Genomic DNA, 16,615 nt, shown 5'->3' on the forward strand with positions numbered 1-16,615 from the left:
CCAACTCTTCCTCATTCACCTTAAATCAAAGCACAAACGGACTATAGATTCTGAATCACACTCGTTCCTCGTTGTTCAGAATGACGGTTACTTTAGCAAGCTGAAAACCAAAAGAGTTCATCATCCTAGCGAGCTCCTGCGAGACTAAGAAACTCCCAACAGCAAATCCCGAGTCTTCCCCACTCACCTTAATCCACAGCGCAAACGGACGATAGATTCTGAATCACACTCGTTCCCCGTTGTTCAGAATGACGGTTACTTTAGCGAGCTCTAGACCAAAAGAGTTCGTCATCCTAGCGAGCTCCAGCGAGACTAAGGATCTAGTAACAACGCCCACCAACTCTTCCTCATTCACCTTAAATCAAAGCACAAGCGAACGATAGATTCTGAATCACGTTCGTTCCTCGTTGTACAGAATGACGATTACTTTAGCGAGCTATAAACCAAAAGAGTTCGTCATCCTAGCGAGCTCAAGCGAGACTAAGGATCTATTATCAGCGCGCTGGGGGGCATGAGCCTTATCACCTCTATAGTGTTTGGAATGTAGATTCTGAACCAAACTCGTTCCTCGTTGTTCTGAATGACGACATATATTTGTGCGTATAAACATAGACCCAACAAATCCCCACTCAAATTAAGTCAACACTTTTCTTTACTAAGCCTATCGCGCATAATATGTACTGTTTTATAGATGGTGGGTATATGAAGACCGTAGACAGAATTTTACAAATCGTTAAGCGTGACGGCTCTGTCACTGCAAAACAACTCTCTTCTGAACTAGGTATGACAACCATGGGGGCACGTCAGCACCTACAAGGGTTAGAAGATGATGGAATACTGTCTACTTACGATATGAAAGTAAAAGTGGGTCGCCCGACTCGCCATTGGTCTTTAACGCAAAAAGGACACGAGCAGTTTACCGATCGTCATGGCGAGTTAACGATTCAATTTATCGAAGCGGTTGAGCATATCTTTGGCAAAGATGGCCTAGTTAAAGTGACGAGTGAACGAGAAAAGTTAACCCAGCAAAACTACCAGCAATACATCCAGCAACACGATCCTCTTGAAAACAAACTCAAAACGCTTGTCTCTCTTCGTGAACAAGAAGGATATATGGCAGAGCTTGAACAAGATGAACACGGCTTTATTCTTATCGAAAACCACTGCCCTATCTGTAAAGCCGCCACCCGCTGCCCGAGTTTGTGCTCGTCAGAGCTTAATGTATTCCAATCTCTTCTTGGTGAGCACATCACCATCGAGCGCACAGAACACATCATCAACGGTCAACGCCGTTGTGTATATCGTATCTATGAGTAGAAATCACTCCCTCAACAGCATACTGTCTTAAAGTTAAGACAGACTCTACGTTGCCACATACAAGAGATAGAACTGAATTACGCTTACTTTACTATCATTAAAAATGTTCCAGATGGAATTGGAAGTATCGTTATGCCAAATACAGTTAAGACTCAGCACTTACCGCCCTTCGAAGAAATGGTTCGCATGGCAGAGAAGGATCCTGAAGCCTTTGAGCAGTTTCGTCATGATATGGCTAAAGAGATGATCGACTCCGCTTCGAATGAAATGCAAGAGCGCCTATGGGCTCAGCAAAGTCACATTGATCGTATGATTGATAATTGTAAAAACCCCAATCACACTAACGTCGTCCTGATGAATGAACTACAGAAGCAAATGATGAAGTTCAGAGAGGCACTAGAGGGAGATGGTGAGCCATCACAAAAGGCAGATGTAGTTGAGCTAATCGCATTTAAAGGCCGCAGTGATTTTTACTGAACACTACTGGATATATCGAGAAAGTTAGGGTTAGATTTTCTTACTAATTCTAATTTCCACTCTCGCTTCCATTGCTTCAGTTGTTTTTCACGACTAATTGCAGTCGACATGTCTTCAAACAACTCAAAGTAGACGAGCTTGTGGACATTATATTTCTTGGTAAAGCCTTCTACTATGCCGTTTTTATGCTGCCATATTCTTTGTGGTAACTGACTGGTAACACCAATGTAGAGAACGGAGTTGTTGTTTGAAGTTAGGATGTAGACGCAAGGTACCTTGTCGATAGTTCGTTCTCCTTAATGATCTACTATTACTTTTCCATTGTAATTCACTAGTTCGGCCTGTTTACTTCAAATTCGGAGCGCTCGGTGGGTAGATTCTGAATCACGCTCGTCCCTCGCTGCTCAGAATAACTTTTACTTTAACCCACGATGAAGTTAAAGAAATCCGTCATTCTAGCGAGCCTCAGCGAGACTAAGAATCTACTTCCAGCAAGCTATTGGCATCCATACTTAAGCTACAGTGCAACCTAGCAGTAGATTCTGAATCACTTTCGTTTCTCGCTGTTCAGAATAACTTTTACTTTAACCCACTATTAAGTAAAAGTTATTCGTCGTTCTAGCGAGCCTCAGCGAGACTAAGAATCTACTTCCAGCAAGCTATTGGCATCCATACTTAAGCTACAGTACAACCGAGCAGTAAAGTCTGAACCACTCTTGTTTCTCGTTGCGCAGAATGACTTTTACTTTAACCCACTATCAAGTAAAAGAAATTCGTCATTCTAGCGAGCCTTAGCGAGACTAAGAATCTACTTCCAGCAAGCTATTGGCATCCATACTTAAGCTACAGTACAACCTAGCAGTAAATTCTGAACCACTGTCGTTTCTCGTTGCTCAGAATGACATTTACTTTAACCCACGATGAAGTAAAAGAAATCCGTCATTCTAGCGAGCCTCAGCGAGACTAAGAATCTACTTTCAACGAGTACGACACCCAAGAACCTTACTCCGGCTCGGGACCGTATTTGTTCTGACCAGCAGTACCCTTCAAGAAACCGCACTCAATCAAAATCCACAAACCACAGATCAGTGATACTGAAGCAATTAGCATTTGTGGTGTTGAAGCTTCCTGCGCGGCTGGGTTAGTCATTGGCGTTGCGACTCGTCCAATAATCAAAGGAATGTTTAACGCTAACCAGTAAATCGACTTACCACGGTCATGCCAGCGTTTCGTGGTAATCGCCAAATCAGGAATCAGCAGAATCATTAAGAAAACTGGCAATAAGATGTAAGAAAACGCTGGGAATAGCTTACTAATGCCAGCGCCAAAACCTAGAATCAGGATGTAATAAATAACATTCCAAATCCAATACGTTTTACGGCCTATACGCCCTTGGAAAGAAAACAATAGCTCTTTAATCGACATCAACACACTCAACTAATTGAAAGTGCACTCACTTTAGGTTGGTGCACTAAATAAAAATCTTGTGGCTAATTTACCACCTTCTGAAAACAATCAATATCCATATCTCGAACATTCACCGTCAAGCTGCGTACATGACTCGCTTGCTCTTGTAAAACGACCATCAAAGCTCTTGAGAGCTCACGTTTTTGCTCGGCATTTCTACCAGCCAGCAAATCAAAGCTAATATGAATAAAATCGACACTATCGCCTTCTTCTCCAACTAACCAGTTATGGCAACGTAAGGCGCGTGATTTGACCGATGCAGGCTCAAACAGACCGCTATCTAGCGTGAGTTTATGTAAGTCTTCTAATAATCCCTGGACATTCACACGCTCATCGACCGAGTTGGAATATTCTAAAACTAAGTTTGGCATTTTGATTCCTTTCGTATTACGGCTAATTTTTAACCCACAGTAATACCAATCTAAGACACATTTTCCGAGGAATGGACTATCATTCTGTCTACGCGATCACCAATCGATTGCTTTTGACAAAAATAACAGAACTAATGCAGCACCGACCAGATGAAGAAAGCCGAATAAGACATGACGCCAATCATGATCTGTTCACATTATTCTGTTATATTCCTACGTAGATTTTTTACATTAATAGACTATTTACATTAAAGATAAGGGAGATATTCCTATGCGTCGTCCTGTAGTGATGGGTAACTGGAAACTAAACGGTAGCAAAGCAATGGTAACTGAGCTACTAACTGGTATTAACGCTGAGCTTGAAGGCGTTGAAGGTGTTGACGTAGCAGTAGCTCCACCAGCTCTTTACATCGACCTTGCTGAGCGCGTAATCGCAGAAGGCGGTAACAAAGTTATCCTAGGTGCACAAAATACTGACCTAAACAACAGCGGTGCTTTCACTGGCGACATGTCTCCAGAAATGCTGAAAGACTTCGGTGCTTCTCACATCATCATCGGCCACTCAGAGCGTCGTGAATACCACAACGAATCTGACGAGTTCATCGCGAAGAAATTCAACTTCCTAAAAGAAAACGGTCTAACGCCTGTTTTCTGTATCGGTGAATCTGAAGCTCAAAACGAAGCTGGCGAAACTGAAGCAGTATGTGCACGTCAAATCAACGCAGTTATCGACACTTACGGTGTTGAAGCTCTAAACGGCGCAATCATCGCTTACGAACCAATCTGGGCTATCGGTACTGGTAAAGCAGCAACAGCTGAAGATGCACAACGCATCCACGCTTCTATCCGCGCACTAATCGCAGCGAAAGACGAAGCAGTTGCAGCACAAGTAATCATCCAATACGGCGGTTCTGTTAAGCCAGAAAACGCTGAAGCTTACTTCTCACAACCAGACATCGACGGTGCTCTAGTTGGCGGCGCTTCTCTAGACGCTAAGAGCTTCGTAGCTATCGCTAAAGCAGCGGCAGCAGCTAAAGCTTAATTTCGCTTTTTATTAAGCAGAAATAACAAAGGGATGCATCACGCATCCCTTTTTGTTTGCCTACGATCTAATGAGTTTTGTCATTCCGAGGAGCCCGAGCGACATCAGGAATCTAATCACCACACACGACCAAATCAAACCAGCAAAACCACAGACATCAGGAATCTACTCACCACATGCGCCAAACTTAAACCCACCAAACAACAAACATACCCACAAGCATCCCGTCATTCCGAGGAGCCCAAGCGACATCAGGAATCTAGTCACCACACGCGCCCAAATCAAACCAGCAAAACAATAGACATATCCTATGAGAATCCCGCCATTCCGAGGAGCCCAAGCGACACCAGGAATCTACTCATCACACGCGCCAAACTTAAGCCCACCAAACAACAGACGTAACTTAAAAGAAATCCGTCATTCCGAGGAGCCCAGGCGACATCAGGAATCTAATTACCACACACGACCAAATCAAACCAGCAAAACCACAGACATACCCACAAGCATCTCGTCATTCCGAGGAACCCAAGCGACATCTGGAATCGACTCACCACACGCGACCAAATCAAACCAGCAAAACTACAGACATATCCCACAAGTATCCCGTCATTCCGAGTAACCCAAGCGATATCAGGAATCTACTCTCCCCACGCCCCAACTCAAAGCACCCAAACAACAGACATCCCCAAAAGCATCCCGTCATTCCGAGAAGCCCAAGCGACATCAGGAATCTAGTCACCACACGCGCCAAACTTAAACCCACCAAACTACAGACATACCCAAAAGACATCCGTCATTCCGAGGAGACCAAGCGACATCAGAAATCTACTCACCTCACGCCCCAACTCAAAGCACCCAAACAACAGACATACCCAAAAGACATCCGTCATTCCGAGGAGCCTGAGCGACATCAGGAATCTAATTACCACATGTGTAAAACCGAAAGTTAAGTAACGAAAAACGCCTTACATCAAAACAAAGAACCTAATCGCACTTCCAGTCATTCCCACTCAATTCCATTCAATCAACCAACTCTATTCACTTACCCTGCCCTCTGGATTTATAGTTACCTATGCTTGTTCAAGGAGGAGCAATCGACATGACAACCCCAATATCAGACATCGCCAGTGTGATTCACCATGGCGGGAAACATACCGTCACTGGCTCTTGTCATGAATTGCAACTGCCACACGGCAGCATCTTGATCGATTGCGGACTCTTTCAAGGCAAAGACATCCATTTTGGCAACCGCAGGGCATCATTGGATATTGAGTTTCCGGTTAAGCACATCAAAGCATTAGTCCTGACTCATGCTCATATCGACCATATTGGACGCCTACCTTGGTTACTTGCTGCTGGATTTAAAGGCCCCATTTACTGCACTAAAGCGACCGCAGAACTGGTCCCATTGATGCTAGAAGATGGGCTCAAACTGCAACTAGGTTTGAACTTCCATCAGCGTCAACAAGTCCTCAATGTCATTAAAAAACAGCTAAAACCCCATGACTACCAACAATGGCTGCCACTTGGCAAACAATGTTACCTACGCTTTCAACCTGCAGGACACATTCTTGGTTCTGCTTACGTAGAATTCAAACTCCCCAATAATGAAGTCATTGTATTTTCGGGCGATCTAGGTCCGTCCAATACCCCGCTCTTACCCGATCCAAAGCCGCCAAAGCGTGCCGACTATTTGTTCATAGAGTCCACATACGGTAACAAAGAGCATGAAGACATTGCCACTCGAACTGAGCGCTTGAACACCATTATCGATCACGCACTGCAAGACGGTGGCGTAATTCTGATCCCGGCTTTCAGCGTAGGACGTACACAGGAACTGCTGTTCGACATTGAACAACTGATCCACCAACGCGACTTATCATCTTCTTTACCTATAATCCTAGACTCACCGCTTGCAAAAAAAGTCACTAAAACCTACCGCCGTTTCAAAAAATTGTGGGGAAAAGAAGCAAAGCAAAAGCTCAACAATCATCGTCATCCCCTCGCCTTTGAACAATGCATTACTGTGGAAAGCCATAGAGAACATCAAGCATTAGTGAATCGACTAGCCTCCACCGATGAGCCTGCGATTGTCGTCGCGGCATCCGGTATGTGCGAAGGAGGAAGAATCGTCAATTACTTAAAAGCACTCTTACCAGACGAAAGAAATGATGTGTTGTTTGCGGGCTATCAAGCGCAAGGAACCTTAGGGCGAGAAATCCAATCAGGCAGCCACACGGTGGATATCGATAACCAACTAATCGAAGCCAATGCACAGATCCATACCATCTCTGGATATTCTGCACACGCGGACCAAAGCGATTTATTGAAGTTTGTTACTGGTATTCCAGCACAACCAAAAGCCGTGCATTTGATACATGGAGAGAAAGAAGCAAAAAAAGAGTTAGGAGAGAAGTTGGAAGCAGAGGGGATTGAGGTAATTTATTGACAATAAAGGGGCTCTCACCCCTTTATTTACTACTTGTTATAAAACTCTTTATACCAAGAAACAAACTCAGCAACGCCTTCTTTAACTGTTACTTTTGGTTTGTAACCAGTAGCGGTAAATAGATCTTCTGTATCAGCGTAAGTTTGATAAACATCCCCAGGCTGCATTTCGCGGAAGTTTTTCTTCGCTTCAATACCAAGCTCATCTTCAATCGCTTTAACGAAGTCCATCAAGTTGATAGGAGAGCCATGACCAATGTTATAAACAGAATATGGAGCAGAACTGCTTGCTGGAGTTCCAGATTCTACAGTCCAGCTTTCATTTCGAGCAGGTAAGACGTCTGCAATACGGACTACACCTTCAACAATATCATCTACATGGGTAAAGTCTCTCCACATATCACCATTATTGTTGATATCGATAGTATCGCCATCAAGAATTTTCTTAGTGAAAATAAATGGGGCCATGTCCGGACGCCCCCAAGAACCATACACAGTGAAAAAGCGCAAACCTGTTGTTGGGATGTCATATAAATGAGAATAGCTATGAGCCATTAACTCGTTAGACTTTTTCGTTGCCGCATAAAGTGATACTGGATGGTCAACACTATCTGAAGTGGCAAAAGGAACTTTTGCATTAAGACCATACACAGAGCTCGAAGATGCATATACCAGATGGCTTACTTTGTTTTGACGGCATCCCTCAAGAATATTTAGGTGTCCGACCAAGTTTGAGTCAGCATAAGCATGTGGGTTTTCTAGTGAATAACGTACTCCAGCTTGGGCAGCCAGGTGGATAACGCGATCAAACTTCTCAATTGCAAACAGCTTCTCCATCGCTTCGCGATCCGCGATATCTACACTTACAAATTTAAACAGTGAATTTTCAATACGAGCGAGTCGAGCATGTTTCAAACTTACATCGTAGTAATCATTTAGATTATCGATACCAACAACTTCATGCCCTGCAGCATTAAGCTTCTCTGCTGTTGCACTACCAATAAAACCAGCAGCACCAGTTACTAAGTATTTCATAATTAACCGATTCCTAAAGAAACAAAAGCCAATCAAATAAGACTGGCTTAACTTAATCAAGTGTGAGGTTAGTCACTACCAAATAGATCGCGTGTATAAACTTTTTCAGCTACGTCTGCTAACTCTTCCACCATGCGGTTGGAAACAATCACATCCGAGCATTTTTTGAATTCATTCAGATCTTTCACAACACGTGAATGGAAAAACTCAGCATCTTGAAGCACAGGTTCATAAACGACAACTTCTATACCCTTTGCTTTAATACGCTTCATAATGCCTTGAATTGAAGACGCACGAAAGTTGTCTGACCCAGCTTTCATGATCAAACGATATACGCCTACTACTTTTGGCTGGCGTTTAATGATCGAATCTGCAATAAAGTCTTTTCGTGTACGGTTAGCATCAACGATAGCACCAATAATATTGTTTGGAACTTCTTGATAGTTTGCTAAAAGCTGTTTGGTATCTTTTGGTAAGCAGTAGCCGCCGTAGCCGAAAGATGGGTTGTTGTAATGATTACCAATGCGAGGATCTAAACCAACACCTTCAATGATCTGACGAGTATCTAAACCGTGAGCTTCTGCGTAAGAATCCAGCTCATTAAAGTACGCAACACGCATAGCAAGATAGGTATTCGAGAAGAGTTTTACTGCTTCAGCTTCTGTAGAGTCAGTAAATAGAACTTGAATATCTTCTTTTACTGCCCCTTCCACCAGCAAGTTCGCAAATACTTCTGCACGTTCACTGCGTTCACCAACAATAATACGTGAAGGGTGAAGGTTATCATAAAGCGCTTTGCCCTCTCGCAAGAACTCAGGTGAGAAGATGACATTCTCACACCCCAATTCTTCCTTAATTCGAGCGGTATAGCCAACAGGAACAGTTGACTTAATCACCATAACTGCTTCAGGGTTAATTGACATAACATCTTTAATCACGGCTTCAACAGAAGATGTATTAAAGTAATTAGTTTGAGGGTCATAATCAGTAGGCGTTGCAATCACAACATAATCTGCAGATAAATAAGCCTTTTCCTTATCCGTAGTCGCAACAAAATTTAACTCTTTGTGCGCCAAAAAGTGTTCAATTTCAGTATCAACAATCGGCGACTTGCGCTGGTTAAGTAAGTCAACCTTCTCAGAAATGATGTCTAGAGCGATCACCTCGTGATTCTGGGCTAACAGCATAGCGTTAGAAAGCCCTACATAGCCAGTCCCAGCAACTGCGATTTTCATGGATTAATCCTTCATTTATTTTTGGCAGAGGATACCAAAATGCAAAAAAATGAGCGAGGACAACGACTTCCACAATAAGTAGAATAACCTAACAGAAGGAGCTCGGCTGTCCTTAAATTCTATTTAATTGTTCAACAAACTTACCTAAGTTCAGAGTTCAAGATTGACTCATAAATTTTATAGAGTCTGAATAATCAACTTCAGATTGGTTATGGTTCCAAACTAAGTCGCCAATACCATCTGTAGGATTAAAGCCTGTTGGAGCACTCAATAGTAATGTACGAATGTTTTCGTGATCCATACTATGACAGGCAAAATCAAGTTCATTCAACAATAGGTCGTATTCTTCCAGAGGTAAATGCACCTCATGAGCCGTCATGATTCGTTCATGCGCCGTCTGCTTTACATTGTCACCAATGAGTAGTTCTTCATAAAGCTTTTCACCAGGACGAAGTCCTGAGAATTGAATCTCGATATCACCATGAGGGTTAACTTCAGATTTTACTTCAAGACCAGATAACTGAATGAGATTACTTGCTAAGTCTGTAATTTTTACTGACTCACCCATGTCTAAAACAAATACATCGCCTCCTTTACCCATTGCTCCAGCTTGAATAACTAGCTGTGCAGCTTCAGGAATGGTCATGAAGAAACGAGTGATCTCTGGGTGAGTCACGGTTACTGGCCCGCCTGATGCGATTTGCTGTTTAAACACAGGAATCACGGAGCCTGAAGAGCCGAGGACGTTGCCAAATCGTACCATGCAGAATCGAGTGCCATTTGGTTTTGCATTTTCTTGATCAGCAAGAGCCTGTAAACCAAGTTCTGCCATTCGTTTAGTGGTCCCCATCACGTTAGTAGGACGGACGGCTTTATCTGTAGAGATTAATACAAATGATTCAACACCGGCTTTAATCGCGGCGCACGCAGTATAATAAGTCCCATAGATATTATTACGCACACCCTCAATTACGTTAAATTCGACTAATGGAACGTGTTTATATGCTGCAGCGTGATATACCGTTTGAACTTTAAAAGAAGACATTGTCGTTTCTAGACGATGTTGACGCTGAACAGATCCCAACAAAGGAATAATGTCGCAAGTTAGCCCTTTTTCAATTTTAAGTTGATTTAGTTCGCGATCAATCTGATACAGACCAAATTCAGACAACTCAAATAAAATAATAGACTTAGGTGACTGCTCCACAATTTGACGACACAATTCAGAGCCAATAGAACCACCAGCACCTGTCACCATAACCACTTTGTCTTTGATATTCGCTTCTAGCAACACTTGTTGAGGCGCTACTGGATCTCGCCCAAGTAAATCCTCAATCGCGACGTCCTTAAGCTCATCAATTTTAGCTTTACCTGACACAATATCTGTCATATCAGGGACCGTGAGTACTTCAACAGGTAACTTAGCTAATTCGTCCAGAATAACCTTACGACGTGAACGTTTAGCACTTGGCACTGCGAGTAAGACTTGAGAAACATCATATTTATTTATGAGGGGCATTGCGTCTTCAATAGCAATAACAGGCAACCCTAAGATCATCGTATTGCAAAGAGTTGAGTCACCATCAATAAATGCTCTTACGCGATAGTCTCCACTACTTCTTAATGCCATCGCCAATTGTCGCCCCCCAGATCCTGCACCATAAATGAGAACCTCTTTACTGTGCGTTGAATAGCTTTGAGCAATCAAAGAACGAACTATGACACGGGGTCCCCCACAGAAAAGAGCAAGAAATGCACCATAGATGATAGGAACTGTTCTTGGAAAAGGGTCGCTCATATAGAAACTAAGAGCAGCAACAAGCGTAGCAGAAATAACAGCTCCAGCAGTTACAACAAATAACGCTTGAAAGGTTAAGTAGCGGAGAACTGCTCTGTAAAGTCCCAATCGAGCAAAAACAGCGATCGTAACTACTGTTACCCCAATTTGAATTCCCCAAACTTCAGGATAAGTGAAATAGTTGGTTTCTCCAGAACGAACTAGGATTGCCAAATGAAAAGCCATAAAGATCAATATGATATCGATCAATACACTAACAATTCTTTTGTTAGTTCGAGAAAGTTGCCATATAAATTGTAGACGTTGCATAATAATTCTTGTGTGTGGTTTTATCGGAGATAGCATGCATTAGTTTAACACGAAAACAGAACTCTCACCGGAATAGAGGCGAACGCGAATAGTAAGAGATAGATACAATAAAACGCAAAAGAACGGCTGCCACCGCTCCATCATAGCACTTTTCTGCTTCCTACTTTACCGCATCACCAGAACCACTCCCTGTTGCGGTCATCATGATATACTTGAAATAATCTTTTAGTGTTAATGTATCGATCATTTTTTTATCAGTTTTTGCTAATAAACTTGGTGTGGACATGTCGATATTTTGAACTTGAGCCAGTCCGGTGACTCCCGGTAGCACATCATAAACACCAAGCGCGTCGCGCTCAATGATCAGTTCGTGCTGGTTAAACAAGTTTGGACGAGGTCCCACAAGACTCATTTCACCTTTCAAAACATTAATGAGCTGCGGTAATTCATCAATCTTTGTCTTGCGCAGAAAAAAACCAAGCTTAGTAATAGATGCGTTGCTCGCTAAATGGCTCGCTACCGATTGAGTATCTACCGACATAGTACGAAACTTAACCAACTTAAATGGTTTTTTATTGCGCCCAACGCGCTCTTGCACAAAAATCGGGGAGCCTGTGTCAAAGAAACCAATAATGATAACGATAAGAAGTACCGGCCATAAAAAAAGCAACCCAAAAAAAGCTGCAAAAAAATCAATAAAACGAATCATTACTTATCTAGTTCCTATTTACGTAACATGGCCATGGAATCCTTCATAGAATATGGAGGTGTCCAATTTAATATATCTTTCAGATTAGAGGAATCGACCTCTAAATTTCCGAACAATTGTTCAATCATTGCTGACTTTCCAATCACGAGACCCGCAAGACGCATAAAACTAACTGGGATTGGGATTTGAAACACTTTTCTATCTTGCCCAGCTGCAATAGCGTTAACAAAATCTCTTGTCGAGATTGTATTGCTCTCACTTGCTAAAAATATATTTCCGGGTGCATTTTTGTGTTTGGCACACACAATTAAGAGATCAACCAGATTACCGACTGATATGAAGTCTCTACGATTATTAGCTAAGCCAAATGGCAGAAAGGGGATACTATTGACTAGCTTCGTAAGCATACCAAAATTACCAGGAGCATTAGGACCATAGACCAACGTTGGTCGAACGACCACGACTTTTAACCCTGTTTGTTTAGATATATCCCAAAGCCCTAATTCCGCCTCATGCTTTGATTGTGCATAAGAGTTGTGAGGGTCAGCTACGTCACTAGGTAAAAAAGCACTATCGTAAGAGTTAGTCCCATTCACACCAATTGAGCTGACAAAAACAAAGCGCTTAACACCAGCCTCAGCAGCTTTTAAAGCTAACCTTAGTGTACCATCGGTATTTACAGCTCGATATTCAGCATCCGTATATGATTTATTGTGTGCTAGCCCAGCTAAATGAATAATGGCATCAACACCCTCAAAACAGTTACTCCAATCCGTCGATGCATCTATCGTCGAAACCGTATAACTATCAGCAAAGGAATGATGTTCACCCGCACGAATAACACAACGAAAGTTTTGATTTAATTGAGTAAGGTTTTGACCAACAAAACCTGTTGCTCCCGTAACCAATATAGTCATAACTAAACACTCACAAATTTTCTAGTTAATAACGTGAATATTTTGTAGGGTAGTTTCAACGCAACCATCGCTATGTTTGTATAAATACCATTATCTCGACACGCTCGTACTATTTCGGCATTTTGATGGACTCTCCACAACAAGCCGCTTGAGCTAATCCCTCCTTCACGCATCTTTACAGTTATTTTGGGTACTCGGTTGAGTTTAGTACCTTTAGATACGCAACGCGCAATTAGCTCAAAATCTGCAGCGACTCTATAATCCGTTTTATATAATCCACATTTCTCATAGACACTACGCTTAACATAGAAAGTTGGGTGCGGCAGCATCAAACCGAACTTTATAAGTGACTGCTTATATACCTTTGAACTGTAGAGACGAGTTACTTTAGAAGTATCTTTTTCTTGTACGTAAACTAGATCAGAATAAACACCATCGATATCGTCAGAAACAAATCCAGATATTAGATCCGCGACACTATGTTCAGTACAAAAAAAATCATCGGAGTTAAGGATCCCAACAACATCGCCTGTCGCCATTCCTATTCCCTTATTCATCGCATCATACAGCCCCTCATCACTTTCACTGATATGTAAATCAACACATTCTGAATAGTTATTGATAATTTGGTTAGTGTTGTCTGTGGAACCACCATCGATAATGATATACTCGATGTCTTTATATGTCTGAGATTTAACGGATTTAATCGTATCTTCTATTGTTGCTGAAGAATTATAGCAAACGGTAATAATCGAAACTTTCATAGCCACCTAACAATAAGCTCTTGCGATAGAACCTTTTCCTGAAATGCAATATTCACCTAACGATGCAGGAAGAACTACAGATTCCCCTTTGCACAACACCCTACTCTCCATACCTGTAATAAGCGTCACTTGATTCGATAAGCACAACAGTATCTCTGGTGAGGATGTTGTTAAAGAAATTGAGTTCTGAGGATTCAATACATCAAATTTAAAATCTTTAACAGGTACAGGGTAAATCTCTCGATCCATTTGATTATCAGTTGGTTTCAAAATCAAGTTTTCAAAAGCAATAGGCTTAAACTGTGTATTTTTTACTAACTCTTCAACATCAATATGTTTAGGCGTTAAACCTGCTCTCAAAACATTATCAGAGTTAGCCATGACTTCCACACCTAATCCATGGATATAGGCATGAGGGGTTTCAGCATACAAGAACATAGCCTCGCCTGGTTGTAACTCAATAACATTTAAAAACAACGGAGCAAACAAGCCAACGTCTTCAGGGTAAAGATGAGAAAAGCGAGAGATAAGCAATGAAGCTTGGTATGCAAAATGGTCTTTATCTATCATTTTTAACGAGTTAAGAAGCTGGCTAATTGCCTGCGCTTTAAGTTCCCCCTCTAGCGCAAGAATAGCAGCAAAAAACTCAGCAAGAGTTCGTGGGTTAGGATCTTGTTTAAAAGGCTGAAAAAGATCTTCTAGCACTGGAAGGCCAATAGCATCAAAGTTTGTAACAATCTCTCTAAACTCTCGAAAACCATTCATAGCTAAATAAGGAGTGAGAGCATAAACAAGCTCAGGCTTGTGATTAGCATCCTTATAATTGCGATTTGCTGCATCTAGAGGTATCCCTTGCTCATTCTCTTTAGCAAAGCCTAATTCGGCAGCTTTTTTCGATGGGTGAACTTGTATCGATAGCGGCTCTTCTGCTGCTAGAACTTTCATAAGAAAAGGAAGCGATGAGAAATTCTCCTTGGTTTCCTTCCCTAGCCAATAGTCTGGGTTACTGGCAATAACATCGCATAAAGAGATATCAACACCAGCTTGAGAAACACTGGAGCTAGCGGAGGGATGAGCTCCCATCCATATTTCAGCTTGGTGCTCTAAATTTGAATTATCGATACCAAAGTAGTCTCGAATCGCAGTACGACTTCCCCAAGGAAAGTTCTTTACTGGGTTATTTAAAGTGTAAATCATAAAACTGACGCTCAGAAAGATAGAGCTATGCTTTAGCGCATAGCTCCATTATTGGTTACCTATAAATATTAAGTGCTCAAAAACTAAACTAATCTGATATTTCCTAACACTTTATCCACCAAAGCAATAGCATCTTCCATTCGTTCAGCTTCCGCATAACAACGAAGTTCAGGAGCATTACCAGACGGACGTAAATGGATGATTGTAGAGTTAGATAGCTCTAATCTTAATCCGTCAGTATTATCAATACTAACAGCATTAACCTCTGACAACCCTAGAGAATCTAATAGCTGTTTAGTGTTTTGACGACCACTTTCCAATATCGATAAACTTTTTTCAGTTGCAAAGTTTTGAATACGGTCACTATGCGTAAAGCGCTGTGGGAGATTGCTTACCAAGCTTTTGATTGATGATGTTTTCGCTAAAGAGAGCAGCATAAGCGCAGGTAAAACAGCATCTCGGGTTGGCAGTGCTTTTAGAGATTTCCCATTCACCAAAACGTTACTCCCGAGCAAATATCCTCCGTTAGCTTCAAACCCTGCAATTCTTTTATAAGTTTTGGCTAATTCGGAAAATTCAGCGATAACATAAGGCGAGCCAATTCGTGTTTTAGATACGGCTTTAAATTCAGGGGATTCAGCAATAATAGTATTGCAACTAACAGGAACTGCTAATGCATCGACTTGAAGCGCTTGCGAACAAAGTAAGCCTAAGATATCACCTCTCAACCATTCGCCGCTCTCATCAGCAACTAAAGGACGATCACCGTCTCCATCAGTCGAAAATATAAAATCCAAATTATATTTCTTCGACCAAATGCGTGCTTTTTCCTTATCAGATTCAGCAACGGCTTCAGTGTCAATTGGAACAAATTCGTCAGTACGCTCCAATGATATAACTTCAGCCCCAAGCGATTCAAAAAGTCCTTGGTAAATATCTCTCCCGGCACTTGAATGCTCATATATACCAACACGCTTCCCTGCCAGTAAATCTGCATCAAACAAATCGGTATAACGTGCTCGGTAAAGCTCTGCCGCACGGAAATTAATCGTTAACTCAGGCAGGTCATTGATAGCACTAAAGTCTACCTTCTCGGTTAAGATTGCTTCTTCATCTGCTTTAGTAATCTCTCCATCTGGACGATAGAACTTAATTCCATTGCGGTCAAATGGGATATGAGACCCAGTCACCATGATACAAGGCATATTGTCTTGCATTGCGGTAAAAGCTAGAGCGGGAGTGGGTACAACACCATAGTAAACAGCGTCAATACCTGCATCGGTAAGCGCTTGAATGACTGCTTTTGCCATAGCTGGGCTGCTAGGGCGGTTGTCAATAGCCACAGCCATTTGATTGAAAGTAAAATTGCGACGCATTGATGCCACAAATGCGTGAGTAAATGCAGCACAGACGTCCGATGTAAACTGAGTAACGAGTCCTCGCGCGCCACTAGTACCAAATTGAACGCCTGAAGCACCAAGCACTTCACTACTGATTAATTTTGTTACCATAATTTCCTATCTCAATAA

15 protein-coding genes are annotated in these 16,615 nt (G+C 42.0%); 4 read left to right on the top strand and 11 right to left on the bottom strand.

Annotated elements, in window-relative coordinates; translation table 11 throughout:
* Positions 1-702: 702 nt before the first annotated feature.
* The gene (locus tag ACTS60_RS08220; protein WP_440887851.1) at positions 703-1,317 is read left to right on the top strand and encodes a helix-turn-helix transcriptional regulator; all 615 of its coding nucleotides are present in this window, start codon (positions 703-705) and stop codon (positions 1,315-1,317) included.
* 132 nt (positions 1,318-1,449) lie between these two features.
* Positions 1,450-1,794: a DUF3135 domain-containing protein gene (locus ACTS60_RS08225; protein ID WP_440887852.1), complete on the top strand. Its 345-nt coding sequence runs from the start codon at positions 1,450-1,452 to the stop codon at positions 1,792-1,794.
* Here the strand turns inward: ACTS60_RS08225 and ACTS60_RS08230 are convergent.
* From ACTS60_RS08230 to ACTS60_RS08240, 3 genes are all read right to left on the bottom strand, one after another.
* On the bottom strand, positions 1,788-2,078 hold the full coding sequence (locus ACTS60_RS08230; RefSeq protein WP_440887959.1) for a GIY-YIG nuclease family protein: 291 nt from the start codon (positions 2,076-2,078) through the stop codon (positions 1,788-1,790). The two genes, ACTS60_RS08225 and ACTS60_RS08230, sit on opposite strands and share 7 nt — an antisense overlap.
* 718 nt (positions 2,079-2,796) lie before the next feature.
* On the bottom strand, positions 2,797-3,219 hold the full coding sequence (locus tag ACTS60_RS08235) for a DUF805 domain-containing protein (protein WP_440887853.1): 423 nt from the start codon (positions 3,217-3,219) through the stop codon (positions 2,797-2,799).
* Between the two features lie 65 nt (positions 3,220-3,284).
* Complete coding sequence (locus ACTS60_RS08240) at positions 3,285-3,632, bottom strand: 5-carboxymethyl-2-hydroxymuconate Delta-isomerase (protein WP_440887854.1); 348 nt, start codon at positions 3,630-3,632, stop codon at positions 3,285-3,287.
* 271 nt (positions 3,633-3,903) lie between these two features.
* Between ACTS60_RS08240 and tpiA the strand changes: the two genes are divergently transcribed.
* Both tpiA and ACTS60_RS08250 read left to right on the top strand, forming a co-directional pair.
* Positions 3,904-4,674, top strand: coding sequence for a triose-phosphate isomerase (tpiA, locus tag ACTS60_RS08245; RefSeq protein ID WP_005428123.1), 771 nt, complete (start codon positions 3,904-3,906; stop codon positions 4,672-4,674).
* A 1,099-nt stretch (positions 4,675-5,773) separates the two neighbouring features.
* Entirely contained in the window at positions 5,774-7,123 is a 1,350-nt protein-coding gene (locus ACTS60_RS08250; protein ID WP_440887855.1) for an MBL fold metallo-hydrolase RNA specificity domain-containing protein, read from the top strand.
* A gap of 29 nt (positions 7,124-7,152) precedes the next feature.
* On the opposite strand, the gene ACTS60_RS08255 is transcribed toward ACTS60_RS08250, so the two are convergent.
* The 8 genes from ACTS60_RS08255 to ACTS60_RS08290 all read right to left on the bottom strand — a co-directional run bounded on the left by ACTS60_RS08255 (position 7,153) and on the right by ACTS60_RS08290 (position 16,597).
* Positions 7,153-8,157, bottom strand: coding sequence for an NAD-dependent epimerase (locus tag ACTS60_RS08255; protein ID WP_440887856.1), 1,005 nt, complete (start codon positions 8,155-8,157; stop codon positions 7,153-7,155).
* A gap of 68 nt (positions 8,158-8,225) precedes the next feature.
* Positions 8,226-9,392, bottom strand: a complete 1,167-nt coding sequence (locus tag ACTS60_RS08260; RefSeq protein WP_188015419.1) for a nucleotide sugar dehydrogenase — start codon at positions 9,390-9,392, stop codon at positions 8,226-8,228.
* 157 nt (positions 9,393-9,549) lie between these two features.
* Complete coding sequence (locus tag ACTS60_RS08265) at positions 9,550-11,499, bottom strand: polysaccharide biosynthesis protein (RefSeq protein ID WP_069508736.1); 1,950 nt, start codon at positions 11,497-11,499, stop codon at positions 9,550-9,552.
* A 160-nt stretch (positions 11,500-11,659) separates the two neighbouring features.
* On the bottom strand, positions 11,660-12,208 hold the full coding sequence (locus ACTS60_RS08270; RefSeq protein WP_005496908.1) for a sugar transferase: 549 nt from the start codon (positions 12,206-12,208) through the stop codon (positions 11,660-11,662).
* Between the two features lie 14 nt (positions 12,209-12,222).
* Positions 12,223-13,125, bottom strand: a complete 903-nt coding sequence (locus ACTS60_RS08275; RefSeq protein ID WP_440887857.1) for an NAD-dependent epimerase/dehydratase family protein — start codon at positions 13,123-13,125, stop codon at positions 12,223-12,225.
* 2 nt (positions 13,126-13,127) lie between these two features.
* On the bottom strand, positions 13,128-13,889 hold the full coding sequence (locus ACTS60_RS08280; RefSeq protein WP_440887858.1) for a glycosyltransferase family 2 protein: 762 nt from the start codon (positions 13,887-13,889) through the stop codon (positions 13,128-13,130).
* Between the two features lie 6 nt (positions 13,890-13,895).
* Positions 13,896-15,086, bottom strand: a complete 1,191-nt coding sequence (manA, locus tag ACTS60_RS08285; RefSeq protein WP_025586892.1) for a mannose-6-phosphate isomerase, class I — start codon at positions 15,084-15,086, stop codon at positions 13,896-13,898.
* Between the two features lie 83 nt (positions 15,087-15,169).
* Positions 15,170-16,597: a phosphomannomutase gene (locus ACTS60_RS08290; protein WP_440887859.1), complete on the bottom strand. Its 1,428-nt coding sequence runs from the start codon at positions 16,595-16,597 to the stop codon at positions 15,170-15,172.
* Positions 16,598-16,615 lie beyond the last annotated feature (18 nt).

Source organism: Vibrio sp. WZ-1 (assembly GCF_052037695.1).
Taxonomy (GTDB): Bacteria; Pseudomonadota; Gammaproteobacteria; order Enterobacterales; family Vibrionaceae; genus Vibrio.

Coding starts and splice junctions, on each gene's coding strand:
- ACTS60_RS08220 (WP_440887851.1), top strand. CDS start 703: ATGAAGACCGTAGACAGAATTTTACAAATCGTTAAGCGTGACGGCTCT.
- ACTS60_RS08225 (WP_440887852.1), top strand. CDS start 1,450: ATGCCAAATACAGTTAAGACTCAGCACTTACCGCCCTTCGAAGAAATG.
- ACTS60_RS08235 (WP_440887853.1), bottom strand. CDS start 3,219: ATGTCGATTAAAGAGCTATTGTTTTCTTTCCAAGGGCGTATAGGCCGT.
- ACTS60_RS08240 (WP_440887854.1), bottom strand. CDS start 3,632: ATGCCAAACTTAGTTTTAGAATATTCCAACTCGGTCGATGAGCGTGTG.
- tpiA (WP_005428123.1), top strand. CDS start 3,904: ATGCGTCGTCCTGTAGTGATGGGTAACTGGAAACTAAACGGTAGCAAA.
- ACTS60_RS08250 (WP_440887855.1), top strand. CDS start 5,774: ATGACAACCCCAATATCAGACATCGCCAGTGTGATTCACCATGGCGGG.
- ACTS60_RS08255 (WP_440887856.1), bottom strand. CDS start 8,157: ATGAAATACTTAGTAACTGGTGCTGCTGGTTTTATTGGTAGTGCAACA.
- ACTS60_RS08260 (WP_188015419.1), bottom strand. CDS start 9,392: ATGAAAATCGCAGTTGCTGGGACTGGCTATGTAGGGCTTTCTAACGCT.
- ACTS60_RS08265 (WP_069508736.1), bottom strand. CDS start 11,499: ATGCAACGTCTACAATTTATATGGCAACTTTCTCGAACTAACAAAAGA.
- ACTS60_RS08270 (WP_005496908.1), bottom strand. CDS start 12,208: ATGATTCGTTTTATTGATTTTTTTGCAGCTTTTTTTGGGTTGCTTTTT.
- ACTS60_RS08275 (WP_440887857.1), bottom strand. CDS start 13,125: ATGACTATATTGGTTACGGGAGCAACAGGTTTTGTTGGTCAAAACCTT.
- ACTS60_RS08280 (WP_440887858.1), bottom strand. CDS start 13,889: ATGAAAGTTTCGATTATTACCGTTTGCTATAATTCTTCAGCAACAATA.
- manA (WP_025586892.1), bottom strand. CDS start 15,086: ATGATTTACACTTTAAATAACCCAGTAAAGAACTTTCCTTGGGGAAGT.
- ACTS60_RS08290 (WP_440887859.1), bottom strand. CDS start 16,597: ATGGTAACAAAATTAATCAGTAGTGAAGTGCTTGGTGCTTCAGGCGTT.